The following is a 24,820-nucleotide window of genomic DNA, read 5'->3' as shown; positions in this document are numbered from 1 at the left end:
GGTGGCTACTTTCGGGTGAGGGTGGCTTCTTGGATCGCGCTGAGCGCGAGCAGGTGGCGGCTGGCTGCTACGGGGGCGGTGAGGAGGGGGTCGCCGCATTCCCGCATCCAGTCGAAGAGGGCAGCGGAGAGATCCCTGAGGATTTCCGACTGCTCCGGATGGCCGGCGATGTTGTCCAGTTCCTCAGGGTCTGTGGTGAGGTCGTAGAGTTCCGTCGCCGGGCTGGTGCCGATGGTGGGCCCGCCAAGGTCCGCCGGCAGGCTGCGGTGGATCCAGGATTGTGTGGGATCCATGGCGCGTGGTGCGTTGGAAAAGTTGACGATCAGTTTGTGGGTGGGTGTCCGCACTGATCGTTTGGGGTCGTAGTACGTGTGGTAGCTCAGCTGGCTGAAACAGTGGGTTCGCGTGGCCCCGCCTGCTTCGACGGCGGGCCGCAGAGTTGTTCCGGCGAGGCCGTCGAGAGTCGGCAGTCCTGCCAGGTCAAGCAAGGTGGGCAGGACATCCACGTGACTGACGATGTCCGACACGCGCCTCCCGGACCACGCCGGGTTGCCGGGATGGCGAAGCATCAGCGCAACGCCGAGTCCGGCGTCGTACAGGGTGCATTTGGCGCGGGGCAGCGCAAGCCCGTGGTCGGTGGTGAACAGCACCAGCGTCTGGTCGCGGAGGCCCAGCGAATCGAGTTCCGCCAGGATGCTGCCGACGCCTTCATCCATGTGTTTGACCGCGCCCTGGAGCTCGGCGATTTCCTCGCGGGCACCGTCGTCGTCCACCAAATGGGCCGGAACGGAATGCCCCAAGGAGACGTCCGGTTCGACGCCATCGGCCAGGAACCCCATCACCCCGGGGCGGTCCCTTGCGGAGGGCACCCGGTGCGGCTCGGTGAAGCCGACCTGCAGGTAGAAGGGCCGGTCGCTGCCGGACATCCGACGCAGCGCGTCAGTGGCGCGATCCACGACGACGTCCCGTGCACCTCCCGTACGGGCGTGGTCGAAACCGAGCCTGCCGGCCACCACGTCGTCGGCCAAGACCCGCGATTCGTGGTGCACGCCGACGAGCCCGGTTTGATAGCCGACGGACTTCAGCCTGTAGGCGATGTGGTCTTTCGGCTCTTTGAGGTCCCAGCCGAAGGGCTCGTGCGTCAGCCCGAGGACACCATTGGTCTGGGGATACGTACCGGTGAACAAGGAGGCCCGGGCCGGGCTGCAATGGGGAGCGGTTGCGAAGGCTTGCTCGAAGAGCACGGACTCATCGGCCAGGGCGTCCAAGTGCGGGGTTGAGACCGTTTCCACTCCGTACGTGCCCAGAAAACGGCCGAGGTCGTGGCAGTGGATCAAGAGGATGTTGCGCATGTCAGCCCATCCGTTCGAGGTCGGTCCGGGTGAGGGCGTGTTCCATGGGCCGGCCGCTGATGAAGCGGCTTAGTTCGTCAACGACGATGCCGCCGGCCCGGCGCCGCGAGTCAACAGTGGCGCCGCCGAGGTGGGGCGTGAGGAGCACGTTCGGCAGGGAGCGCCAAGGATCATCCATGGGAAGGGGCTCGGCGTCGAAGACATCCAACGCCGCGTCAATCCGGCCCGAGTGCACCTCTTTGTAGAGGGCTTCCATGTCCACGATGGTGGAGCGGGCCGTGTTCACGAACGCTGCCCCATCCGGCATCAGGGCGAGTTCGGCAGCACCGATCAGCCCCACGGTTTCACTGGTGGCGGGGGCGTGGATGGCGAGGACATCGCTGTTTGCCATCAAGCCGTGCAAGGTGGTGGAGCTGGCCGCAAGGGGATCCCCCTTGAGGAGGTACGGATCATAGACACGTACCTCTGCGCCGAGTGCCCGGCAGGCGTCGATATAGCGGCGGCCTGTGCGTGAGGCGCCGACTACGCCGATGCGGGCGCCGGAGATTTCACGGGCCCTGGGTACGGTGCGGGCATCGTCCCAGTTGGTGCCGGAGCGGAGGCTGTGATCGAGCTGGTGCACGCGGCGCAGCAAGCTCAGAGTAAAGGTGAGCGAGAGTTCCGCGACAGCCGGGGCCATGGCTGCGCCCGCTTGGGAGATGGGGATGCCGGCGGCCCAGAATGCGTCGCTGACAAGGGCGTGCAGCGACGACGCGGCGTGGACGACGCATGTGAGGTTCGGCGCCGCTGCCAGGTGTTCGGCGTCGAGGCGGGGAAAGCCCCAGGCCGTGATGAAAATGTCTGTCTCTGCTGCCGCCGCGGCGAAAGCGTCCAATGACTGGAGCTGGGCCGGTGCGATGGCGGTGACTTCGCCCAGCTGGTTCAGTGCAGCGTGGGTTTCCGGGGAGATGAAGGCCGCCCGTTCCACGTCCGGGATGCTCAGGAGAATCCTCAGCCGGGGGGTGGTGGGTGGAGGTGGTGTCGATGCAACGCCGTTGTTGATGTTCATGGGTTGAGGTTGCCAGTTTCAATATTTTTTGTCAATGACTAAAGTAAGTATCATGGAGAGTGTGAAAGCAACCGCGCTACGGATGCCAGAATGGGTGGGATCCTTTGCCGCGCAACAACAGGAGCCACCAGCAATGAAGCCACGTGCAGGCAGCAAGGCCCTGATCCGTGAGATCAACGAGGCCCTGGTGCTCGACGTCGTGCGGACCCAATCGCCTGTCTCCCGTGCCGCCATCACTGTTCAGACCGGCTTGAGCGCAGCCAGCGTCACCGGAATTACGGGCAAGCTCATCACCTCGGGCCTTCTGGTGGAAACCGAGATCGCGCCCAGCACGGGCGGCAGACCCGCGCGCCTTCTTGAGCTCGGACGCGAAGGTGTTTTCGCGGCGGGGGTGAGGCTGTCCGCTACGGAGGCCCACGCCGTCGTCGTCGATTTGCGCGGTGACGTGGTGGCCACGCACAGCGAGCCGTTGGCATCCACGGAACCTGCCGAAGCCGCAGCAGCCGCGGCAAGGGCTGTGCGGGTTGCTGCAGGCGGCAGGGAGCCCAAGCTTATTGGTGTGGGGGCGGCCGTCTCCGGCGTGGTGGACCAAGCGAGTGGCCTGGTGCGGCACAGCGGGGCCATGAGTTGGGCTGACATAGCGTTCCAAGAGCTCCTCGAAGAAGCCGCGGACCACCCCGTCATCATCGACAGTTACGTCAACGCCTACACGCGGGGGCTGCTTTTCGACGACGTCTTTGCAGGCCGCGAGATGCTCATCTTCAGCGTCGGCACCAGCCTGGGCGCCGCCGTCGTGGTTGAAGGCCGTATCCAGCGAGGCTTCAACGGTTCTGCAGGGGGGTTCGCTCATTCGCGGGCGATCACCGGTCCCGAGCCTGCCAGGCACTGCCACTGCGGCGCGGAGGACTGTTTCGAAACCCGGGGCAGCCTGTGGGGCATGCAGCGTGAACTGGAGCGACGCGGCCAGGACAGGCAGCTGGACCCCGACATCGACTCCGCACTGATTGCCGACGCAGCCCTGCACCTGGGCATTGGCATGGCGAACATGGCCAAGGTCCTGGGTCCCGGACAGGTGGTGGCCGGTTTCGCTCCTGAAGCCGCTCTGGGCACGTTTGCTGAGCAGACCAAGGACGCGTTCGTGCGCCAATACGACCACGCGAATACTCCGCCTCCAATATTTGATACCGCCATTTCGGATCCCGTAGCACTGGCCAGGGGTGCTGCCTGTTCGGTGCTTGCGGGACTGTTCACTGCCAGCCCAACTGGGTAACAGCAGATGCCGTTTTGAGGGCTCAAAACGGCATCTGCTGCTACTTACATGGGGCTTAGCGCCGCATGGTTTGCATCGCCTGCTGATCGTCAATCCGCACGAGGTTGGGGCCCCGGAGCGTGTACAGCAAACCGTCCTCGTCGGCCGTGATGTGGGGCCCGCTGTACCAGCCGCCATTGATGTCAGCCACAACAACGGACGCCGCGAACGTGATCGGGTCAATGCGGAACACCGTGGTGTCGGAGACGCCGTAGACAATCCCGCGGCTGACCTGGAGGGCACCGAAGTCCGTACAGACGCTGCTCAGGTCGCCCCGGTGAACCACTTGGCGGGTGTCGAGGTCAATGACGAACAGGCCCGCAGCCTTGCGGGACATGCCGTAGAGGAACTTGCCGTGGATGGCCATTGCGGCGATCCCTTGGGGCTGGCCCGGGTCAAGGCGCCACAGCTCCTGGTTTGCTACCGGATCCCAGGCAACCACGGTGCTTCGGGGGCCGGTGGCGTAGATGTTGTCCCCGCCGAGGTAGGCCACTCCGTCCTTTGTGGCCACTGCCCGGACCATCTGGAGGGCATCGATTGGATTGACCTTGGTGATGACCTGCGTTGTCACCGGGTTGTATGCGGCGAAGCAGCCGCCTCCGCCGGTATCGTTCTGAGCGCCGGCAATGACCAGCCCGTTGACGGCGTCCCAGCAGACATCCAGGGGGCGGTTTTGCCCGGCAGGGAGGGCAGCCACTTGATAGGGCAGTTGCCCGGTGGAGGGATCGTAGGAGTAGATGCCCCTGGAGTTGTACTGGCCCGTGAACAGGATTCCGCCCACCACCACGGCGTCCTTGGCCTCGCCCGTCGCCCGGAGGTAGGAAACCTGGTTTGAGGCCAGCTGGTGACGCGCGATGGTTCCTGTGCCGCCCACATAGACGTCCCCGCCGCCCGCGGCGAGGCCCATGCACGACTGCGGTCCGCCCGGTGCTCCAGCCTGGGTGAGGTCATGCTTAACTGCGGTCTTCGCCACAGGATCGACTTCAATGACGTCGTAGGAAGAGACGGTGAGCGCCTTGTTGCCGTAGACGTCCAAGCCCCACATGGCGCCAACATCCTCCGTGAGGATCTGGGTGATCTTTTTGCTGACCATGTTGTAGGACCAGACGCCCGGCTCCTTGACGAAGAAGACGTCGTTGCCCAACTGCCGGAACATCACGCCGGTCTTGGCGATGATCGTGAATTTAGAGTGGTCCGCCAGATTGATCAGCACAGACTTCCCGGGCCCCTTGACTCCGACTCCGAGCTGCCCGTTCAGCACGCTCAAGGAAGTCACTGAGACACCGGTGGCCACGTCCGCCGGAAGGATGTTCGTCGAGGTCTTCGTCGTCCGGTCGAACGCAAAGAGACGGGCCGGGCTGGAGCCGTTGCCGCCTCCCAGCGTGCTGCCCGTGCCGAAATACACGTGGCTGGCGGTAGCAGCCACTGCTTGGGCAATGGTTGCCCCGGGGTCCGGGACGCCCCAGCTGGTCATGGCATTCGCAGCGGGATCGTATTCCCACAGGGAGGGTGCGTTGGTGGTCAACCCGCCACCGGCAACGTAGACCTTGCCGTCCGGGGCTACAGCCAAAGCCCGGATGTCCCGGTCTCCTGTTTCGCCGACACCCACTGCCGGAGCGTTGGGTGTGCTGAGGTCCCAGCGGTAGAGGTTCGGTTTTCCGTCGACTCCCTCGCGCAGCACACCCGCATAGAGGTAGCGGCCGGTGGAGTCAGCGGCCATTGCCTGGATGCTGTATCCGGAGCCGAGGTCTGTCCTTGAAGTGATGGTGCGGGTGGGGAGGTGGAAGCCGATGATCCGCACAGGATTGAGGTTGCGGGAACCGATGTAGACGGTGTCGCCCACCAGCAGCGAGCTCATGAGGGAAAACTGCACGACGGCAGGTCCCAGGTCGGTGATCTGCGGGACACCCGCGGTTTGCTTCTTCGGTGCAGCGTCGGCTGCGCCGGAGGACATTGCTGACAGTGCTACGGCAAGTCCGCCGATGCCCCCGGTCTGCAGCAACTGACGACGATTGATGGCGAAAGTGGACATGGAAGATCTCCTCATTGAGTATCCCGTGGGGCAGTGATCGTTGGGTGGTGTGGTGTCGATGGGGACGTTCCGGAGACGTCCTGTGCACTGCAATCAGGGTTTCAGGCAGGGGCTGGGAAATCCATGATTCGAACATTTTCAGACATTAGCTGAGTGGAGGTCAGTGCGGACTTTTCCGGTGATGATCCCGGCGGAATTGGCTCGGAGGAAAGCCCGTCTTCTTGGTGAAGAGCCGGCTGAAGTAGGCGGGATCGTCGTACCCGGTGAGCGTGGCGACGCGTTGGACCGGCAGGTCAGTGTCCGCCAGGAGCGATTGGGCACGCGACATCCGGAGCTGGATCACCAGCTCCTTCGGCCCCATGCCCGTCGCTGTCTGAACTGCGTGCCGAAGTTCAGGGGCAGTCAGGTTCAAGGAAGCGGCCACTTGCGGCAAGCTGAGCGGGAGATGGGCCATCTCATGAAGCCTGGCGAGCAGTTTCTCCCCATCTCCGGGTGACCCGCTGGCGCCATGGTTGCGTTGCTTGCCGGCCTCGACGAGTACCCGCTGGCAGATTAACGAAGCGTCCAAGTCTGAGTGGTGACCGCCCACCGAGAGAGCCGCACGCAGGGCTGGAAAAAGTCCAAGTGCTTCCATCAGGTCCCGCTCTGACGAACCATCAAGCTGCAGCAACGGGGAGTCGCGGGAGTAGCACCCCAACTCTTCAAACGCTCTCGCCGTAGGTCCGGTGAACAACAGCCAGTGTTCCTTCCACCCTGCAGGCCCAGGTCCATACCCATGGCGCACGCCCGGAAACAGCCACATGATCGCGGGAGCGCGGACCTCGAATCTTTCACCATCAACAGAAATGTGGCCTGAACCTTCGGAGACCAGGACTATGCCGTGGCTGCTGAGGGTCCGGCCGGCAAAGGACGGTAACAGGCCACTTTGTTCCCCGGCACCCAGACAAGCAAGACCAAGGTCACGAAGGGGGAGCGCCGGGTGGCGGTAGCTTGACCAATTATCCATAGGCTCCCATGCTGCCCTTACACGAAGGCCAAAACAAGCCGCACAAAAGTCCAAGTATCAGCAAACCGAAGTCCATTCACTTCACTGCCCTCCACTGCCACAGTGGACAACATGTTGACCTCTAACGGCTACGTCTTGGACGAATCGAAGACCCGCCTCGCTGAGCTGGAACCGGTACCCCCTTCCGAACGCAGGGATCGTGACGCGCTGTGGGCAAGGCTCCGCCGCGATGGGTACCTCTACTTGAAGGGGCAGCTCAATCCGGACCAGCTGTTGGATTTCCGGGAGTTCTACTTCAAGTCCTTAGGCGAAGCCAACGTGTACGCGGTCGGCACGTATCCTCGGGATGGCATTGCAGCACCAGGTGATGTGGACCGTGCTGCCTTGCGCCGGGGCCTCTTCGATCACATCGTGCCGGGGCCGGAGTACCAGGCGCTGTGCACTGCGGAAGGGATTGCCGACTGGTTCGCCTGGTTCCTCGGGGATGCTGTCCATCTGCACCGCCGGAAGATCATCCGACACACCAAACCGGGTGAAAGCGGCATCGGCACGGCCACGCAGGCCCACTACGATCTTGTCTATCTGCGTGAGGGCAGCGATCGCGTGCTGTCCATGTGGATACCGTTGGGCGATTGCCCGCGGGAGCGGGGTGGCTTGGCCTACCTCGAGGGCAGCCATCACTGGGTGATGGCCCAGGAGCGTGCGGGAACGCTGAAGATGCCCGCTGCCTCAATCACCGCCGATCTTCCGGGGCTGGCGAACGAGCACGATGCCAGGTGGCTCGTCACCGACTACGAGGTGGGTGACGTCGTGGTCCACTCAGCACATATTGTTCATGCCGCTCTGGACAACACGGACCGCCACGGCACCATGCGCCTGTCCACCGACATCCGCTACCAGCGGCTGAGCGAACCTATCGATTGGCGCTGGCAGGAGCACTGGAATGACGACGACGGCCTCTAACCCGCCGCGGCACCCTTCCACCACGCCATGGATGCCGCCGCAGCTTCCGGCAGGGGCGTCGGGTGTATCCCCAGAAGTCGCTGGCTTTCCGAGGAGTCCATGACAAACGGGCGCTCGAACTGGTACAGGAGTTCGGCCAGCTCGCGCATGTCCGTGGAGAAGATGCCCGCTACCCGCAGCACCCAACCTGGTACGGCACTCACCTTGGGCGCAACAAAGCCTGCGGCTGATGCGTGCGCTGTGGCCATTTCCCGTTGGGTTACGGCCGGGCCGGTGGGGGCATGAAGCACGCTGTTCCAGAGTTCGGGCTTCTGCGCAGCTGCAATCATTGCCGCTGCGAGGTCCGGGACGTACGTGAAGGAGTGGGGCTGACCCGTAGCTCCGATGAACTGCACCGCCTTGCCTGCCAGAATCGGCGTGACCATGCGCTCGCCGGCATGAGCTGTCTTCACGCGTGGCCCGAAGAAGTCGCCGGCAACCACGCTGACCGTGGTGGCCGCGTGCGCCTGCCGCGCCTTCAGCAACGCAGTCCGGATCCCGCGTTTGCCGCCCGCTGCTTCCCGCGGGCTTGATTCCGTCATGATCCGGTCCGGCTCGCTGTACGAGTAGAGACTTTCAGGGAAGACGACGACGGCGCCCGCGGCCGCCGCTGCGGCCATCACCACCTGCTCGGCGTGGGGTAGTTCGGCGGCCCAGGCTGATGCCCGGTAGGCGGAACCGTGGATGCAATGGAAAACGGCGGTTGCGCCGAAAATCGCCTCATCCAACTGAGCAGGAGCCGAGACGTCCGCCCGGACCCGTTCAACCAGGGGATGCTCCGGACCGCTGCCCGAGCGCGTCAGCACCCGGACTCTATGACCTTGCTCTGCCAGTTGCTCCGCGACGGTGTAGCCAACGGGTCCTGCTCCTGTGACGACGTACATGGGTTCCTTCTTCCGGGGTGACTGCGAAAAGATGAAAAGCGAGAGCAGTGCTCTCTCAATCAGGATGGGCGCTCATCAACTCAATGTCAAGAGCGCTGCTCTCGTTTGTTGACAGCGCTCTCTGTTGTGGGAAGCTGTGATCATGACTTCAGCCGAACCCGCCGTCGTCAAAGCCAAGGAGAAGGCCTCGACTCCCCGCGAACGTGCCCGAGCGCAGACCATCGCCGACATTATTCGGCTCGGTCGCGAGCACCTTGCTGTTCACGGCGCGGCCGCACTGTCCCTCCGCGCAGTGGCGAGGGATCTCGGCGTCGTGTCTTCTGCCGTGTACCGCTACGTAGAGAACCGCGATGAACTCCTCACGCTCCTGCTGATCGACGCCTACAACCAGCTTGGCGACGAGGTCGATGAAGCCGTGAATGCCGAGGCTGAGAATGACTTCGCAGCGCAGTTCACGGCACTGGCCAAGGCAGTGCGAACGTGGGCCATCCGCGAGCCGGCCAGCTATTCCCTCCTTTTCGGCAGTCCCGTCCCGGGGTATCAAGCGCCGGGTGAGCGCACTACCATCCCTGGAACACGGGTCATCGTCCGCCTCGTCGGTATCTTCGATGCCGCCTACCGGGCAGGCGCGCTCAACGCCGCGGCGAGTCCCGCCGTCGTGATTTCCGAAGGGTTGGCCGCGGACCTGTCAGCCATCCGGGGCGAGATGAATCTCGCCGCGCCCGACGCAACCTTGGCGCGGGGCGTCCTGGTGTGGACGTCCGTGTTTGGGGCCATTAGTTTTGAGGTTTTCGGGCAGTATGGACGCGATACCTTCGACGCCCGCGATGAGCTCTTCGACCACCATCTGAGCGTCCTCCAGGGTGTGGTGGGGCTCCAAGGCTAGGGCGCTACAGTATTCAGATGGTTCGAGGGCTGGCAGACATCGGTGCGGAGGGCGTCCTGCTCGCCGGTGCCGGGCGCGCCATTCTCCTGCAAATCGCCGACCCCAAAGTGGGGCACGGCGTAGCTGAGCACAGCAATTTCGCTGAGCGTCCCATGGACCGGCTGCGCGCCACCATGACGTACGTCTATGCGGTGGTCTACGGCTCCGAGGAGCAGCTCAAAGCCGTTCGTCGCGCCGTCAACCGCGCCCACGCGCCGGTCCGCCGCGGACCGGACGGCGCCTCCAAGGGATACAACGCTTTCGACGCCGAGTCGCAGCTGTGGGTGGTCGCCACCCTCTACGACACCGCCGTCACCGTTTACGAGCAGATCCATGGAACGCTCGACGACGAGACCGCCGACCGCATTTACCGCGAGTACGCGCGGATCGGGACAGCCCTGCAGCTTCCGGCGGACAGGTGGCCGACCGACCGTGCTGCGTTCGCTGCCTATTGGGACAGTCACGTGCGCGGACTCCAGCCCGACGATAAAGCGCTGAGGGTTGCCCGGGACCTGCTCTATCCGGCTGGTGGACCGCGGTTCCTGCGGCTGGCGATGCCACTGGCGCGCTTCCTGACCGCCGGCCTGTTGCCGGACCATCTGCGTGAAGGCTTCGGTTTTGAGTGGAGCGCCGGCCGCGCCCGCCGGTTCGAGCGGACCATGCGGCTGATGGGTCGTGTTTATCCGCGGCTGCCGGAGCGGATCCGGCACTGGCCCCGCGACTACTATCTTGGCCGGCTTGATGTGGAAGCCGGGGTCCCGTATGCGTAACTCCACCTCGGTGGAAGAGTCCATCGACACCCTGGCCCACCGCTACTTGGACCGGTTCCGGGGAGGCCGCTTGCAGGCCGGGCTCACCGAGTTCGTGGTCTTTGGACTGAAGCAGGCCTGGGCGTGCGTGTTCGGTGCTGCGTTGCTCGCCGTGATCATTGGGGCCCGCCTCTGGTATCCGGCGGATGCAGGGCTGGCCAGGAACGATTTCCTGACCCTGGCCGCCGTCGTCATTCAAGTCCTGATGATCGCCTTCAAGCTGGAAACCCTCCGGGAACTGCGGGTGATCGTGCTGTTCCACGTGGTGGGGACGGTGATGGAGTTGTTCAAGACAGACGTCGGATCCTGGGCCTACGAGGCCGAAGGCGTCCTGCGGATTGGCGCCGTGCCCTTGTTCAGCGGGTTCATGTACGCCGCCGTTGGGTCCTACATGGTGCGGGTTTTCCGGCTGTTCGACCTCCGCTTCGATCGATACCCCCGCCGGTGGATCACGGCCCTCGTTGCTGCCGCGATCTACGTGAACTTCTTCTCGCACCACTACATCTTCGACGTGCGCTGGGTGCTGCTGGCCGCCGTCGTGCTTGTCTATGGGCGGTGCGTGATGCACTTCAGGGTGTTCCGCCGTCGCTTCCGTATGCCCATTCTGGTGTCTTTCCTATTGGTGGCCCTGTTCATTTGGTTCGCCGAGAACATCGGCACGTGGTCCCGTGCGTGGCTGTACCCGAACCAGCTGGAGGGCTGGCAGGCGGTCTCCATCGACAAGCTTTTGGCCTGGTTCCTGCTCATGATCATTTCCGTGGTGCTGGTGGCGTGGGTGTACAAGCCGGAGCCGCTGGACGCGACCCAAACCGCGGACGACGCCCAAACGGCTGACGCCACCCATATTCGTCGAGGCCACCCGGATATGGGTGTCACTACCCGGGCTGAGTGACGCCGTTCCGTTTGCGCGGCGCTACGCTTCACCCCGGTCCATCGTGCCAGTCTGCCAGTTCACCGTGGGCGAAACCAGGCCTTGGGCCCCATGATTCCGGGGTTTTTTCAGGGGCAGAAAGCAAACTTGAGCGTACCTCACTCAACTTTCGATTGACTTAAACCTGAGGCTGAGTACAGTTGAGTGCAGAACGCTCAACTAGCCGATTGTTGAGCAGGCTTCCGGCACGTAGACCGCCCAGCGGACCGCTGTCAGGTGCAATCTCCAACATCGGCCATTGAAAGGAAACAAGATATGTCACGTGCAGTAGGTATCGACCTCGGAACCACCAACTCCGTGGTCTCTGTTCTCGAAGGTGGCGAGCCCACCGTTATCGCCAACGCAGAAGGCGGCCGCACCACGCCGTCCGTCGTTGCGTTCTCCAAGTCCGGCGAAGTCCTGGTTGGTGAAATCGCCAAGCGCCAGGCCGTCAACAACATTGACCGCACCATCGCGTCCGTCAAGCGCCACATGGGCACTGACTGGAACGTCGCCGTCGATGACAAGAAGTACACGCCGCAGGAAATCTCCGCGCGTATCCTCATGAAGCTCAAGAACGACGCCGAGAGCTACTTGGGCGAAAAGGTCACCGACGCTGTGATCACCGTTCCGGCCTACTTCAACGACGCCGAGCGCCAGTCCACCAAGGAAGCCGGCGAGATCGCAGGCCTCAACGTCCTCCGCATTGTCAACGAGCCCACCGCGGCTGCACTGGCCTACGGCCTGGACAAGGGCAAGGAAGACGAACTCATCCTGGTCTTCGACCTCGGTGGCGGAACCTTCGACGTCTCCCTCCTCGAGGTTGGCAAGGACGAAGACAACTTCTCCACCATCCAGGTCCGCGCAACCGCCGGTGACAACCGCCTCGGTGGCGACGACTGGGACAACCGCGTCGTCGAGTGGCTCCTGAGCCAGCTCAAGGTCAAGGGCATCGACCTCTCCAAGGACAAGATCGCCCTCCAGCGTCTCCGCGAAGCTGCAGAGCAGGCCAAGAAGGAACTGTCCTCCTCCACCAGCACCAACATCTCCCTCCAGTACCTGTCCGTCACCCCCGACGGCCCGGTTCACCTGGACGAGCAGCTGACCCGCGCCAAGTTCCAGGACCTCACCAAGGACCTGCTGGACCGCACCAAGAAGCCGTTCCAGGACGTCATCGCAGAAGCCGGCATCAAGGTTTCCGACATCGACCACATCGTGCTCGTCGGTGGCTCCACCCGTATGCCTGCTGTTTCCGAGCTTGTCAAGGAACTCGCCGGCGGCAAGGAGCCCAACAAGGGCGTCAACCCGGACGAAGTTGTGGCCGTTGGTGCCGCTCTGCAGGCCGGTGTCCTGAAGGGTGAGCGCAAGGACGTCCTCCTCATCGACGTCACGCCGCTGTCCCTCGGCATCGAAACCAAGGGTGGCGTCATGACGCACCTGATCGAGCGCAACACCGCTATCCCCACCAAGCGTTCCGAGACCTTCACCACCGCTGACGACAACCAGCCGTCCGTGGCCATCCAGGTCTTCCAGGGCGAGCGTGAATTCACCCGCGACAACAAGCCGCTGGGCACGTTCGAACTGACGGGCATCGCTCCGGCACCGCGTGGCGTTCCGCAGGTCGAGGTCACCTTCGACATCGACGCCAACGGCATCGTCCACGTGTCCGCCAAGGACAAGGGCACCGGCAAGGAGCAGTCCATGACCATCACCGGTGGCACGGCACTGTCCAAGGACGACATTGACCGCATGGTGCGTGAAGCCGAAGAGCACGCCGCAGAGGACAAGGCCCGCCGCGAAGCTACGGACACCCGTAACTCCGCAGAGCAGCTCGCGTACTCAGTGGACAAGCTGATCGCCGACAACGACGACAAGCTGCCCGAAGAGGTCAAGACCGAGGTCAAGGCCGACGTCGACGCCCTCAAGTCCGCGCTGGAAGGCACCGACGACGCCGCCGTAAAGACCGCGTTCGAGAAGCTCCAGGCCTCGCAGACCAAGCTCGGCGAAGCCATCTACTCGCAGGCTTCCGCAGCCGATGCTCCGGGTGCCGGTGCTGAAGGCGCTCCCGCCGGTGAAAAGGCTGCTGACGACGAAGACATCGTTGATGCCGAAATCATCGACGAAGACGAAGCGAAGAAGTAGCCATGCCTCACCACGGCAACGAAGCAGAGCACTCTGAAGGCAACGAGCCGCGCAAGCCAGTTATCCGGGACAACCGCAAGGTTGACCCGGAGACCGGTGAGGCACGTCAGCCTGACAGCGAAGCTGCGGCTCCCACCGAAGGCAACGCCGCTCCCACAGACGGCGACGCCCTCTCCCAGGCTGAGGAGATCCTCAACGGGGTAGAGGTGCCGGCCGAGGAATCGGTAGCCTCCGGTGCCGCGGCTGAAGCCCAGGCAGCGGAGCTCCGCAATGACCTCCTCCGCCTTCAGGCTGAGTACGTCAACTACCGCAAGCGCGTCGAACGCGACCGCGCCGTAGCAGGAGAGATGGCCGTCATCGGCGTCCTGAACTCCCTGCTCCCGGTGCTGGACGACGTCGACGCCGCACGCCAGCACGGTGACCTTGAGGGCGGCCCCTTCGCCGCCATCGCCACCAAGCTGGAGAATGCGCTGAAGACGTATGGACTGGAACGCATCGCGGACACCGGAGTCGAATTCGACCCCACCATCCACGAGGCACTCATCCAGCAGCCCGGCGAAGACATCGAGGTTGACACGGTCAGCCAGGTGCTGCGCTCCGGATACCGCTCCGGTGAGCGGGTCCTGCGTGCAGCCCAGGTCATCGTGGCTGTCCCGGCGTAGGTTCCACCTTCCGCCTTCGCGGATGAGGGGGCCCCGCCCCTTCGCCGGGTGGCCGAGGATCTGCGATCCTTGGCCACCCGGCTTCGGCAGGCCCGATGCCACTCCCGGGCCCCCTCATCCGCTACGGCTTAGAGGTAGTCTCGCCGTACGCTTTGTTTGTTTTAGAAAGGAAACGCTCTTGGCCAGCCAGGACTGGGTTGAAAAGGATTTTTACGCGATCCTTGGTATTGCCAAGGACGCGTCTGACGCGGATATTAAGAAGGCTTACCGCAAGCTAGCCCGCGAGCATCACCCGGATACGAACTCAGGGGATGCTGCTGCGGAGAAGAAGTTCAAGGACATTTCCGAGGCTTACTCGGTGTTGTCGAGTCCTGAGGACCGGCAGCAGTATGACGCCATCCGTGCCATGGGCGGTGCCCGGTTTGCTCCGGGTGCCGGTGCTGGCCGCGGTGGTGCAGGAGCCAACGGTGGGTTCGAGGACCTGTTCGGTGGCTTGTTCGGCGGCGGGCCGGGTGCCCGTCAGCCTGCGGGCGGCGGTATCCCGCCCGAGTTCGCCGACTTGTTCGGTGGCGGCTTCGGCGGCGCTGGCCAGACCGGCTTCCAGCGGGCACCGCAGAAGGGCGCGGACCGTACGGCCACCTCGTCCATCTCGTTCGCCGGCTCCATCAAGGGCACCACGGTGAGCCTGCGCGAAAGCAACGGCAACGTGATCGACGTCAAGATCCCGGCCGGAATCAAGGACGGTCAGAAGGTCCGCCAGCGCGGCAAGGGCAACGCTGGCCCTGCCGGCAATGGCGATCTCATCATCACGGTGAGCGTGAAGCCGCATGACTTCTTCCACCGCGACGGCGACAACATTCGCATCCACGTGCCCGTCACGTTCGCGGAGGCGGCGCTTGGCGCTACCATCGAGGTGCCAACAATCGACGGCGACACCGTCAAGGTGCGTGTCCCGGCCGGAACGCCGTCGGGCCGTACCCTCCGGGTCAAGGGCCGTGGCGTGAAAACGTCCAAGGCGACCGGAGACCTGTTGGTGACCATCGACGTCGCGGTTCCGCAGAACCTGAACAAGGAAGCGGAGGAAGCCGTGAAGGCGTTCGCTGCCGCCACCACCGACGCCGACCCGCGTCACGACCTGGCCGCAAAGGCCCGGTTGTAAGGAGGCGGTCATGGCCATCGACGTCAACCAGCCGATCTTTGTCATCTCCGTCGCTGCGGAGCTTGCCGACATGCATCCGCAGACGTTGCGCCAGTACGACCGCTTGGGCATCGTTTCGCCCAGCCGTGCGCCCGGGAAGTCCCGCCGCTACTCGCAGAACGACGTCAACAAGCTGCGGGAGGTCCAGCGGCTCTCGCAGTCAGGCGTCTCACTTGAGGGCATCAAACGCATCCTCGACCTCGAAAACCAGGTTGCTGCGCTGCAGTACCGGGTTGCCGAACTGACGGAGGAGCTATCGCGCCGCCGCTCACCCTTGGATGCGCGCATTTTCGCGGCGGGTGCGGCGGGCGACGTCGTCAGCCTTGCCCGTGGGCAGAGGCCGCGGGCGCGATCGCAGGCAGTTGTGGTGTGGAGGCCGCGGGCCGGGGAGTAGCCCGCTACGCCCGGCTGCGGTCCCAGCTCACCACTACCCGGGCAGCACCCTCTTCAGTCCGTTCCACGTTGGTGACGATCTGCGACTCTTTGGCACCCATGTCACGGATCTGCTGCCGGTAATCCTCAAGATGCGCTTGCAGCGACTCTTCAGTCCATTCGCCAGGCCGCATTCTGGTTGAGATCTGGACAGGCTCTTTCGGGACGAGAATTTCCGCTGGCTGTTCCACATGGGGTTGAGAAGCATCCAAAGGCGACCGTCCCACCCGGGATGCTCCCCTTGGCTCACGGCGACGCTCCCTGAGCGGTTCGGACTCTCCCGGCGGCACCAGCATGCGGAAGCCGAAAACTCCACCCGCTATGCCAGCTACGAGACCGGCGGCTATGAGCCAGACAGCCCTACCGGGTCCGCGGCGACTGCGAACCACTTCAGTGGAGCTCGTTGCTTTCTTAGCGCTTCGTCGTGCCATGGGGAGTTCAACTTTCCAGTCGGCGGTGGGGTTCCATGCTCGTGGTGCGTCTGAATCCTGCCCTTCCATCGTAAGCATGCTTAGAACCTTTGGTAAGTCGCTCCGTGAGTTGCTCCAACGGCCGGACCAGGGAGGTACTGCCGCAAGAACCACGACGAACCTTTCCGTACCGCTGCAGCCGGGGACGAAAAGCACTTTCAGGACTATCTGGCCGGCAATTGCTTTGGCGATTACATCAATCAACGAAGCAGCCCCAACCACCTAGTCGCCTGCACGGTACGCCGGGTTACTTGCCTGTAGCCGGAACGCCCCAACAGGAAGATAATGAAGGCATAGCACGGCAAGCAGCGCTCGTGCGGATGTTCTGAGCATCGACGCAACGTCGGCGGCCCTGCTCGTGTGGTGAGGAATTCCGATGTCGTTGTCGGATGAAGAACGCAGGAGCTTGGAAGAGCTGGAGCGGGATCTCGCTTTAACGGATCCCGACCTCGCCTTTGAGTTGAAGTCCGGCCGCCCACGTGGCGCTCTGGCGCGCACCATTTTTGGCAGCCTGGCCGTGGTGGCCGGCTTCGTCATGGTGATCGCCGGGATCGTTACCCAGTTGGTCATCCTGGGCGTGCTGGGATTCCTCTTGGCCAGCGGCGGGGCGTATTGGCTGCTGTCCGGGACCTCGCTTCGGAGGAAGTCTGGAAGGCACGACGACGAACCCGTACCTTAGCGGGGCCGTGCGAGAGGCGTCCCCTAGGGAACCGGCGGCACGGGCGGCTGGACCGGAGCCTCGGGCTGCTTGACGGGTTGAGGTTCGCCCGGGGGCACCATCATGCGCCACGCCAGGACAGCGCCCGCGCCGGCAACAGCCCCGATGAGCAGGCCGATCATCCACCCGGACAGGCGCGGAGCGCGCTGCCGGCTGTTCCGCTTCAAGGCCTGCGTTGTCCTTGTCACCGCTTTGGCCGCCGCGCGCTGGGCTTCTTTGGCGGCCTTTTTGTTGCCAGTCAGCGTGAGCATGACGCCGTGAACCACGGACGGGACATCGGCATGATTGATCCGGGTCAAGGCCCACTTCACCACTGCATCGGCTTGGGACGACGTTCCGTCCGCCGCGTGTGATACCCACTCCCGGGCCAGATCCTGCGCGGCGGGAATGATGGTCTGTGGTCTGTACATGATGCACCCCTCCAGGCGTAGATGTCTCCTAAGCCAGCCTACGCCGGAGCCTCTGTGACCAACAGGTGCCCCTGTGACCAACAGTGCCCCGGCGTCGAAACGTCAGTCGCGGACCACAGCAGCCAACTCCACCGGGCTCTCCAGCCCTGCCCACCGCCCGCTGAGGGTCAGCTCGCCGTGGAGCTCAGGAGCAGCCGCCGAGCTGGCAGAAGATTCCGCGGCCACATCAACCACCCGGGCCACTTTCAACCGCAGCTCGCCGGCATCAATGATGGTCACGCCGCTGCCCGAAACCGGTGCCGAGGCACTCAGGGCGGGGACGCCGCCGTCGAGCTTTCCGCTGCCTTTCACCGTCACTGAGCTGGGGCGGGGCTCCGGCTCGCCGTCGACGATCAGTTGTGCCTCTTCCTGGCCCGTCAGGATAGCGGTGGCCAGGGCTTTGACGTAGATGGGGTCGGCGCAGGCGTCGTACACGTAACGCTTGCCCAGGACCGAGTGATCCATGGTGCCGATGAGCCACTCCTCAGCGCCGGCCAGCTCGTAGCCCCGGTAGCTGAGGGGAACCTGGTAGATGCGATCGCCGGCGGCGACCACGTGTGTCTCCATCCCGACCTCGCCGGCGGGATCGTCAAAACGGTAGGCGCCAATAAGCTCCGGCGTGCCGTCCTGGATGAACCAGGGCTGCTTCGGCAGGTAGCCGGCAATGAGTTCGAGCTTGGACGGGGACAGGTTTGCCTTGTGAATGATCGCCATGCATCCCAGCCTAGGGCAGGGTGCGGTGGCTCCCGAATGATGGGCTTTCCTACGCGCCGGGTTTGGAAGCCAGCGATCCAGGGGCCGCGCCCACCATCCCCTCCACCGCGCGGGCAAGGTGTGTGCCGCGATCGTTGACGCCGTCCCAGCGGACCAAAGCCTGGGCATTCAGGCCGTCCACCATGCCGAGGATCTGCCAGGCGACGGCGGCGGCATCGGAAACGTTGAACGCTCCGGTCGCGTTTCCGTCCTCCACTACGCCTTGGAAGACTTTCTGCCAGGCGTCCATTTGCTCCCGGACCGAGGCGGCCAGGGCTTCGTTGCGGCGTCCCAAGGTCCAGGCCTCAACCCAGATTGCCGTGACGTCCAGCCTGCTGTTGTCCAAGAGGGTGTCCACCAGCAGGCCGAGCCGTTCGCAGGGTCCGTGGCGCTGGCTCAGCAGGCCTGCAACTTCCTGTGTTTCCGCGGCCACGATGGTGGCGAACGTGCTGGAAACGAGAGCGTCCATGTTGGGCTGATAGTGCGCCACCAAGCCTGAAGCTACGCCGACACGGGCGGCAACATTGCGCAGCGTGAGTGCGGTGAGACCCGCTTCGAGGGCGATCTCGCGGGCGGCTTCGGTGATTTCTGCGGCGCGCTCGGCCGGCGACTTCCGGACTGCGCGCTTCTGTGGAGTGCTTGACATTACAGACCAGTCTAGATTACGTTTTCACCATTGTTGATCGTATGATCAACAGGAGAATTGCACTGAAGACGAAGGAGTCACCCATGGCTTGGAGAATGCCGGCCGAAACCGCACCGCATGAACGCACTTGGATGGCGTTCCCCCGCACCGGCCTGACCCTCGGCGACGACGCTGCCTCGGCCGAGGAGGCCTACGCGGCCTGGACCGCCGTCGCCCACGCCGTGGCCGAGTTCGAACCCGTCACCATGGTGGTGGACCCCAGCGAGCGCCAACGCGCCGCCCGCATGCTGGGCAGTGGCATCGAGCAGGTCGAGGCGCCGCTGGATGAGTTCTGGATGCGCGACGTCGGACCCACCTTTGTGCTGGACGATGAACGTCCCGGCGTGCTTGGCGCCGTGGACTGGATCTTCAACGGCTGGGGCGCTCCGGCGTGGTCCGAGTGGCAGAAGAGTGCGGGCATGGGCCGCTTCGTCGCGGACCAGTCCGGCGCCGAACTGGTCAGTTCCCTCCTGGTGAATGAGGGCGGCGCCATCCACGTGGACGGCGACGGAACCGTGCTGGTCACAGAAACAGTGCAGCTGGATCCGGGCCGGAACCCCTTCGCGGACAAGGCCGCGGTTGAGGCCGAACTGGCCCGGACCATCGGCGCCACCAAGGTCGTTTGGGTTCCCCGCGGACTGACCCGCGACTACGAGGACCTGGGCACCCGCGGTCACATCGACATGGTGGCCACCCTCCCCACTCCTGGCCGCATCCTGCTGCACTCGCAGACCAATCCTGAGCACCCGGACCATGAGGTCAGCCGCACGCTCCAGGCATTTTTGGAAACGCAGACAGACGCGGCGGGCAAGCCCTTCGAGATTGTGCCGCTGCCTGCGCCGGAAACGTTGCGCGACGACGACGGCTTCGTGGACTGGAGCTACGTCAACCACCTCGTGGTCAACGGCGGCGTCATTGCCTGCGGTTACGGCGAAGAACGTGCTGACTCCCTTGCCGCAGAAATCCTGGCCGAGGCCTACCCCGACCGCCGCGTAGTCACCGTAGATGCCCGGCCCATCCTGGTCCGCGGCGGCGGTATCCACTGCATCACCCAGCAGCAGCCGCGTCTCAGCGGGGCGCAGTTGGCCGGGGATGCGGCGTAATGGCCCACTTCGACGTCGTAGAAGCCTCCATCGTGCAACTGCGCGAGGCCCTGGAGGCAGGCGAGGTGACCAGCGAACAGCTCACCCAGGCGTACCTCGACCGAATCGAAGCCTATGACCGCAACGGCATCAAGCTCAACGCTCTGGTGGTCATGAACCCCGAGGCCTTGGCGGACGCCCGGGCATCGGACGCGCGCCGGGCGCAAGGGACTGTGCGGGGCCCTCTGGACGGTATCCCTTACACAGCCAAGGACAGCTATCTGGCCAAGGGCCTCACTGCCGCGGCCGGCTCGCCGGCTTTTGAGAATCTGGTGGCGCAGCGGGATGCGTTCACCATCGAGCGGCTCCGGGACGCCGGTGCGGTGCTGATCGGCCTCACCAATATGCCGCCCATGGCCAACGGTGGCATGCAGCGTGGCGTCTATGGCCGTGCCGAAAGCCCCTACAACGCGGACTTCCTGACAGCAGCGTTCGGTTCCGGTTCCTCCAACGGCTCCGGCACCGCGACGGCGGCCAGCTTCGCGGCCTTCGGCCTGGGCGAGGAGACCTGGTCAAGTGGCCGCGCACCGGCGTCGAACAATGCTCTGTGCGCTTACACGCCCTCGCGCGGCGTCATTTCCGTGCGCGGCAACTGGCCTCTGGTCCCCACCATGGACGTGGTGGTCCCGCACACCCGCACCATGGCCGACATGCTGGAACTGCTGGACGTCATCGTGGCCGACGACGCCGAGTCCCGCGGTGATTTTTGGCGCGCGCAGCCGTGGGTTGAGATCCCTAAATCGTCTGAGGTCCGGCCGGAGTCTTACGTGGCGCTCGCTTCGGAAACGCTCGACGGAGGACGGCTGGCGTTGCGGGGCAAGCGCTTCGGAGTGCCGCGCATGTACATCAACGCGGACCCGGATGCCGGGACCAGCGCGAAGCCCGGCATTGGCGGGCCGACCGGGGAGCGCATCGAGACGCGGGCTTCCGTGATGGACCTGTGGGAAGCCGCGAAGCGCGACCTTGAAGCTGCCGGGGCCGAAGTTGTGCTGGTGGACTTCCCGGTGGTTTCAAACTACGAAGGGGACCGACCCGGCGCACCCACCGTCTCCACCCGCGGCCTGGTCAGCTCCGGGTATCTCAAACGTGAAATTGAGGACCTCTCAGCCTGGGCATGGGACGACTTTCTGCGTGCCAATGGTGATCCCTCCCTTAACCGGCTTGCCGATGTTGACGGTGAAAGGATCTTCCCGCACCCGAAGGGCGCCCTGGCGGACCGCTACGCCGGATTCGACGACCATATCTCCGGTTACCCCCGGCAGGTCCGCGAGCGCGGCGTATCCAGCTTCACCGAGATTCCGGAACTCGAATCCGGGCTGCGCGGCCTGGAGGAGACACGGCGCGTTGACCTGGAGGACTGGATGGACGGCCTGGGACTGGATGCCGTCTTGTTCCCGGCGGCTGCGGATGTGGGACCCGCAGACATGGACGTTAACCCGGCCTCCGCGGACCTCGGCTGGCGCAATGGCGTGTGGGTGGCAAACGGCAACCTCGTCCCAAGGCACCTCGGCATCCCCACCGTCACTGTGCCGATGGGAACGATGGCGGATATTGGCATGCCCGTTGGCCTCACCTTTGCTGGCCGCGCCTACGACGACACCTCCCTGTTGACGTTGGCCGCGGCCTTCGAAGCCACGGGCTCACGTCGCACGGTGCCGCCCCGGACGCCGGCGCTGTAGCGGATCCGGTAGCGGATTCGACGGCGGGCAAGCCGGACCTAATGCGTGACCGGGCCCCGGCTCTGATTACAATCAAAGGGACGTCGACCACTGAGGGAATCATGAAGAAACTCACCACTGTCCTGATCGCTGCCGGGCTCATTGCCTCGGCATCCGCTTGTTCCGCCCAGCAGCAGCTGACTACGGCGGAAACCTGTGACCGCGTTGGCGTCGCTGCAGCCGGCATTCCCCAGAACGCCAGCCAGACCGCCACCATCCGTGTTGCCAACGCAATCCGGCCAATCGAGCCCGTGGCTTCCAACGACATGAAGCCGGTTGTTACGGCCATCCTGGAGTACATGGACGAGCAGGCCAAGGAAACACCCGACGAAGCCAAGCTGGCTGAACTCGGCGCTGCCTACCAGGAAGCCGGCACCAAGTACGGCGAGCTCTGCCGCGGCTAATGACGCCCGCGCGCTGAACGCTCAGTCGTTGAAGACGCAGAGCTGAGAGCTGAACAAGCAAAAGGGACCGGTTGATCAACCGGTCCCTTTTTGTGTGCCGCAAACCGTCTCTCACATCCCGGCCCCTAAACCGGAACCCTCTCTCACATCCCGGCCCCTAAACCGGTACCGTCTCTCACTCTCCTGAAGAAAGTGAGAGAGGGTTGCCGGGAAGGGCTTGGGATGTGAGAGAGGGTTCGGTTCAAGCAGGTGGGATGTGAGAGATGGTTGGCGGGAAGCCCGAGGGATGTGAGAGAGGGTTACTTTTCGTCGGGGCCCAGGTCAGGCCCGACGGCGAAACCCACCTCGCGTGTCGCGCTTCCGTGGAGTTCCAGGATGGCGAGTTCGTTGGCACCTTCGTGGATCAGGGGACCGGGAACGTACAGCGTGCGCTGCGGTCCGCGACTCCAGTAGCGGCCCAGGTTGAAGCCGTTGATGAACACATTGCCCTTGGTCCAGCCTTCGAGGCGCACGAATCGGTCTCCGGGGCCATCGGCGTCGAAGGTCGCGAACGAAACCGACGGACCAGCCACACCGGCGGACGCGGCACCGCGAGGGAGAGCAACCGCTGAGGTCCGGAAGGCCTCCAGCGAGCCCAGATCAACAGCGCCGACCTCCCAATCAACAATTTCCACGCCGTTCAGCAGCGCGGGCCCCATCAATCCCTTGGCTTCGCCGATCCTCTGCCCGTAATTCACCCGGCCTTGGTCCTCAAGGAGAACCTGCAGACGGCCACCGCCGGGGATGACAACCGAGCGCTCGCCCAGTTCCCGGCTCAGCACCCCCACGGGCACGCCGTCCAGGAAGAACTGTGCCCTGTCACGAACCTCGGTGAATGACAGGACTCCGCCACCCGAAAGCGAAGCCTCGTATAGATGGAAGCCGCGGTACTGCCCGGTGACCTCCACAGGCGGAACCCTTCCAGGTACCAAAGACGTAGACACAGTAGTGAGCACAGGCGCCGTCGAAGATACCGCCACCACAGTAGCCGGAACGGGCGCCCGGACGGCCGGCACCTCGGCCGGAACCGGGAAGTGCTTGGCAATGACGTCCCGAAAGGCGAAGTACTTGGCCGTCGGATGCCCGTCCTCGGACAGGGGAGCGTCGTAGTCGTAGGAGGTGATGGTGGGCTCGTAGATGCCTTTGTCGTTCGCCCCGTTGCTGAAGCCGAAGTTGGTGCCGCCGTGGAACATGTAGATGTTCACTGAAGCCCCGGCGGTCAGCAGGGCATCGAGTTCGGCGGCGGAAGCAGCGGCGTCGGTGGTGTGGTGGTGCGTTCCCCAGTTATCGAACCAGCCGTTCCAGAACTCGGCGCACATGAGCGGCCCCGTGGGCTGCCTCTCCCGCAAGAAGCCGAGCCGCTCCTCAACACGTGAGCCAAACGTCCCGGTCTTGTGCAGTTCGGGCAGTGATCCGTCCTCGATCATGGTCCCGAACGGCTGGTCGCAGGTGAACAGCGGAACATCAACACCCGAGCGCTTGGACAGGTCCACCAGATGCTGCAGGTACACCTTGTCGTGCCCGTAGGCGCCGTACTCATTCTCAATCTGGAACATGATGACGGGCCCGCCCTGCGTGATCTGCCGAGGCACCACCAAAGCCAGCACGGACTCCATGTAGGAGGAGACAGCCGCCAAGTAGCCGGGTTCACTGCTGCGGACACCCACGGTGGGGTCGGTGAACAGCCAGGCGGGCAGCCCTCCGTTGTCCCATTCGGCGCAAATGTAGGGGCCGGGTCGGACAATTGCGTGCATCCCGGAAGCGGCCACCAGGTCCAGGAAACGCCCAAGATCCAGCCCGCCGTCGGCAACAAACGAACCGGGCTCGGGCGAGTGCTCATTCCACGGCACGTACGTTTCGATGGTGTTCAGCCCCATCAGCCGGGCTTTGTGGATCCGGTCCGCCCACAGATCGGGGTGAACCCGGAAGTAGTGGATGGCTCCGGAGAGGATGCGGAACGGCTGATCGTCCAGGAGGAAGTCCTGATCGCCGATTGCGAAGGTGCTCAAGAAAGGTCCTAACAGGGTCTACGCGGAACGCAGCACGGCATGGAAAGCGTACGAGGCGTTGCTCCAGATCACGAACAGCAGCGGCGCCGGCGCCAACGCGATACCCAGAACCGGCTGCATCACGGCGGCGGACACGATGATCCCCAGCAGGATCAGCATGGCCAGGCTGAGGTACCAGCGCTGCGCCACCAGATAAAGCGAAGCCTTGAGGATGCTTTTCAGCTTCGCCTCAGGCAGAAGTACGACGCCGGCAATCGCCGTGACGGCAAGGCTCACCGTCACGGCGGCTGCTACGACGATCACGGGCACCAGCAGCGCAGCCCCAGGAAGGTTCTGGACGTTGTTCTGGACGACGGCCAGGTCCACGCCGAGGAACAGAAGCAGGGCCACGGCACCCACGCCGAGCAGTGCGGCTTTCGCGAAACTGCGCTTGTATCCCCGAAGGAAGGCGGCAACCGGCTTGACCGCGCCGCCGTCGTCGTTCAAGGCCTTGAAGGCAGCGAAGATGCCGGCGAGCGACGGCGCAATGGTGACCGAGAGTGCCAGGAAGAACGGCCACGCAGCGGCGGGGTCGGCCACCAGCGAAAGGCTGAGGACCAGCGGAGCGTTGGCCACGGCGAGCAGTGCGTTCCCGGCCAGGAAGGTGTAGATGAACCCGAAAATACTCCCGAAGGTCTCGAATCCTGGCCCGGCCCACCGCCGCGGTTTAGCGCTCACACTAC

General features: G+C 64.3%; 24 protein-coding genes. 13 read left to right on the top strand and 11 right to left on the bottom strand.

The genetic code is table 11. The features are described from left to right. Positions 1-5: 5 nt before the first annotated feature. Together CGK93_RS20200 and CGK93_RS20195 are read right to left on the bottom strand one after the other, a co-directional pair. Positions 6-1,352 carry a sulfatase family protein gene (locus CGK93_RS20200; RefSeq protein WP_089596361.1) on the bottom strand — a complete coding sequence of 449 codons (1,347 nt, stop codon included), beginning with the start codon at positions 1,350-1,352 and terminating at the stop codon, positions 6-8. Between the two features lies 1 nt (position 1,353). Then, positions 1,354-2,400, bottom strand: coding sequence for a hydroxyacid dehydrogenase (locus CGK93_RS20195; RefSeq protein WP_089596360.1), 1,047 nt, complete (start codon positions 2,398-2,400; stop codon positions 1,354-1,356). A 133-nt stretch (positions 2,401-2,533) separates the two neighbouring features. On the opposite strand from CGK93_RS20195, the gene CGK93_RS20190 reads away from it, so the two are divergent. Further along, on the top strand, positions 2,534-3,670 hold the full coding sequence (locus CGK93_RS20190) for an ROK family protein (RefSeq protein WP_089596359.1): 1,137 nt from the start codon (positions 2,534-2,536) through the stop codon (positions 3,668-3,670). Between the two features lie 55 nt (positions 3,671-3,725). Here CGK93_RS20190 and CGK93_RS20185 read toward each other — a convergent pair whose 3' ends face one another. Continuing rightward, positions 3,726-5,741 (bottom strand): hypothetical protein, encoded by a 2,016-nt coding sequence (locus CGK93_RS20185; RefSeq protein ID WP_089596358.1) that lies wholly within the window; start codon positions 5,739-5,741, stop codon positions 3,726-3,728. A 160-nt stretch (positions 5,742-5,901) separates the two neighbouring features. Then, positions 5,902-6,747, bottom strand: coding sequence for a helix-turn-helix transcriptional regulator (locus CGK93_RS20180; protein WP_089596357.1), 846 nt, complete (start codon positions 6,745-6,747; stop codon positions 5,902-5,904). Between the two features lie 111 nt (positions 6,748-6,858). Between CGK93_RS20180 and CGK93_RS20175 the strand changes: the two genes are divergently transcribed. Next, the gene (locus CGK93_RS20175; protein WP_089596356.1) at positions 6,859-7,710 is read left to right on the top strand and encodes a phytanoyl-CoA dioxygenase family protein; all 852 of its coding nucleotides are present in this window, start codon (positions 6,859-6,861) and stop codon (positions 7,708-7,710) included. On the opposite strand, the gene CGK93_RS20170 is transcribed toward CGK93_RS20175, so the two are convergent. Next, the gene (locus CGK93_RS20170) at positions 7,707-8,633 is read right to left on the bottom strand and encodes an NAD-dependent epimerase/dehydratase family protein (protein ID WP_089596355.1); all 927 of its coding nucleotides are present in this window, start codon (positions 8,631-8,633) and stop codon (positions 7,707-7,709) included. The two genes, CGK93_RS20175 and CGK93_RS20170, sit on opposite strands and share 4 nt — an antisense overlap. 142 nt (positions 8,634-8,775) lie before the next feature. On the opposite strand from CGK93_RS20170, the gene CGK93_RS20165 reads away from it, so the two are divergent. From CGK93_RS20165 to CGK93_RS20135, 7 genes are all read left to right on the top strand, one after another. Further along, the gene (locus CGK93_RS20165; protein WP_089597634.1) at positions 8,776-9,519 is read left to right on the top strand and encodes a TetR/AcrR family transcriptional regulator; all 744 of its coding nucleotides are present in this window, start codon (positions 8,776-8,778) and stop codon (positions 9,517-9,519) included. 17 nt (positions 9,520-9,536) lie between these two features. Beyond that, complete coding sequence (locus tag CGK93_RS20160) at positions 9,537-10,328, top strand: oxygenase MpaB family protein (RefSeq protein ID WP_089596354.1); 792 nt, start codon at positions 9,537-9,539, stop codon at positions 10,326-10,328. Further along, entirely contained in the window at positions 10,321-11,259 is a 939-nt protein-coding gene (locus CGK93_RS20155; RefSeq protein ID WP_089596353.1) for a DUF817 domain-containing protein, read from the top strand. The genes CGK93_RS20160 and CGK93_RS20155 overlap by 8 nt, the downstream gene beginning before the upstream one ends. Positions 11,260-11,553: 294 nt before the next feature. Beyond that, on the top strand, positions 11,554-13,419 hold the full coding sequence (gene dnaK, locus CGK93_RS20150; protein WP_089596352.1) for a molecular chaperone DnaK: 1,866 nt from the start codon (positions 11,554-11,556) through the stop codon (positions 13,417-13,419). 2 nt (positions 13,420-13,421) lie between these two features. Further along, positions 13,422-14,081 carry a nucleotide exchange factor GrpE gene (locus CGK93_RS20145; protein ID WP_089596351.1) on the top strand — a complete coding sequence of 220 codons (660 nt, stop codon included), beginning with the start codon at positions 13,422-13,424 and terminating at the stop codon, positions 14,079-14,081. Between the two features lie 178 nt (positions 14,082-14,259). Beyond that, on the top strand, positions 14,260-15,240 hold the full coding sequence (locus CGK93_RS20140) for a DnaJ C-terminal domain-containing protein (RefSeq protein ID WP_089596350.1): 981 nt from the start codon (positions 14,260-14,262) through the stop codon (positions 15,238-15,240). A 10-nt stretch (positions 15,241-15,250) separates the two neighbouring features. After that, positions 15,251-15,673 carry a heat shock protein transcriptional repressor HspR gene (locus tag CGK93_RS20135; protein WP_089596349.1) on the top strand — a complete coding sequence of 141 codons (423 nt, stop codon included), beginning with the start codon at positions 15,251-15,253 and terminating at the stop codon, positions 15,671-15,673. Between the two features lie 4 nt (positions 15,674-15,677). Here the strand turns inward: CGK93_RS20135 and CGK93_RS24280 are convergent, their stop codons facing one another. Then, positions 15,678-16,220, bottom strand: a complete 543-nt coding sequence (locus tag CGK93_RS24280; protein WP_232481424.1) for a hypothetical protein — start codon at positions 16,218-16,220, stop codon at positions 15,678-15,680. A gap of 337 nt (positions 16,221-16,557) precedes the next feature. Here CGK93_RS24280 and CGK93_RS20125 point away from each other — a divergent pair, with 337 nt between their 5' ends. Next, on the top strand, positions 16,558-16,860 hold the full coding sequence (locus tag CGK93_RS20125; RefSeq protein ID WP_089596347.1) for a DUF3040 domain-containing protein: 303 nt from the start codon (positions 16,558-16,560) through the stop codon (positions 16,858-16,860). Positions 16,861-16,883: 23 nt separating this feature from the next. Here CGK93_RS20125 and CGK93_RS20120 read toward each other — a convergent pair whose 3' ends face one another. From CGK93_RS20120 to CGK93_RS20110, 3 genes are all read right to left on the bottom strand, one after another. Then, the gene (locus CGK93_RS20120; protein ID WP_089596346.1) at positions 16,884-17,309 is read right to left on the bottom strand and encodes a hypothetical protein; all 426 of its coding nucleotides are present in this window, start codon (positions 17,307-17,309) and stop codon (positions 16,884-16,886) included. Positions 17,310-17,411: 102 nt separating this feature from the next. Further along, the gene (locus tag CGK93_RS20115; RefSeq protein WP_089596345.1) at positions 17,412-18,062 is read right to left on the bottom strand and encodes a CG0192-related protein; all 651 of its coding nucleotides are present in this window, start codon (positions 18,060-18,062) and stop codon (positions 17,412-17,414) included. Between the two features lie 49 nt (positions 18,063-18,111). After that, complete coding sequence (locus CGK93_RS20110; protein WP_089596344.1) at positions 18,112-18,747, bottom strand: TetR/AcrR family transcriptional regulator; 636 nt, start codon at positions 18,745-18,747, stop codon at positions 18,112-18,114. 83 nt (positions 18,748-18,830) lie between these two features. Here CGK93_RS20110 and CGK93_RS20105 point away from each other — a divergent pair, with 83 nt between their 5' ends. From CGK93_RS20105 to CGK93_RS20095, 3 genes are all read left to right on the top strand, one after another. Further along, entirely contained in the window at positions 18,831-19,889 is a 1,059-nt protein-coding gene (locus CGK93_RS20105; protein WP_089596343.1) for an agmatine deiminase family protein, read from the top strand. Further along, the gene (locus CGK93_RS20100) at positions 19,889-21,607 is read left to right on the top strand and encodes an amidase (RefSeq protein ID WP_089596342.1); all 1,719 of its coding nucleotides are present in this window, start codon (positions 19,889-19,891) and stop codon (positions 21,605-21,607) included. Before CGK93_RS20105 ends, CGK93_RS20100 begins: the two co-directional genes overlap by 1 nt. A gap of 101 nt (positions 21,608-21,708) precedes the next feature. Beyond that, on the top strand, positions 21,709-22,050 hold the full coding sequence (locus CGK93_RS20095; RefSeq protein WP_089596341.1) for a hypothetical protein: 342 nt from the start codon (positions 21,709-21,711) through the stop codon (positions 22,048-22,050). 299 nt (positions 22,051-22,349) lie between these two features. On the opposite strand, the gene CGK93_RS20090 is transcribed toward CGK93_RS20095, so the two are convergent. Both CGK93_RS20090 and CGK93_RS20085 read right to left on the bottom strand, forming a co-directional pair. Next, entirely contained in the window at positions 22,350-24,098 is a 1,749-nt protein-coding gene (locus tag CGK93_RS20090; protein WP_089596340.1) for a glycoside hydrolase family 35 protein, read from the bottom strand. An 18-nt stretch (positions 24,099-24,116) separates the two neighbouring features. Beyond that, a complete protein-coding gene (locus CGK93_RS20085) occupies positions 24,117-24,815 on the bottom strand; it encodes a DUF624 domain-containing protein (RefSeq protein WP_232481423.1) in 699 nt (232 codons plus the stop codon). Positions 24,816-24,820 lie beyond the last annotated feature (5 nt).

The sequence above is a fragment of the Arthrobacter sp. YN genome (genome assembly GCF_002224285.1).
In the GTDB taxonomy this organism is placed as follows: Bacteria; Actinomycetota; Actinomycetes; order Actinomycetales; family Micrococcaceae; genus Arthrobacter.
Note: the sequence above shows the minus strand (reverse complement) of the source record. Positions and strands in the feature narration are given on the sequence as shown.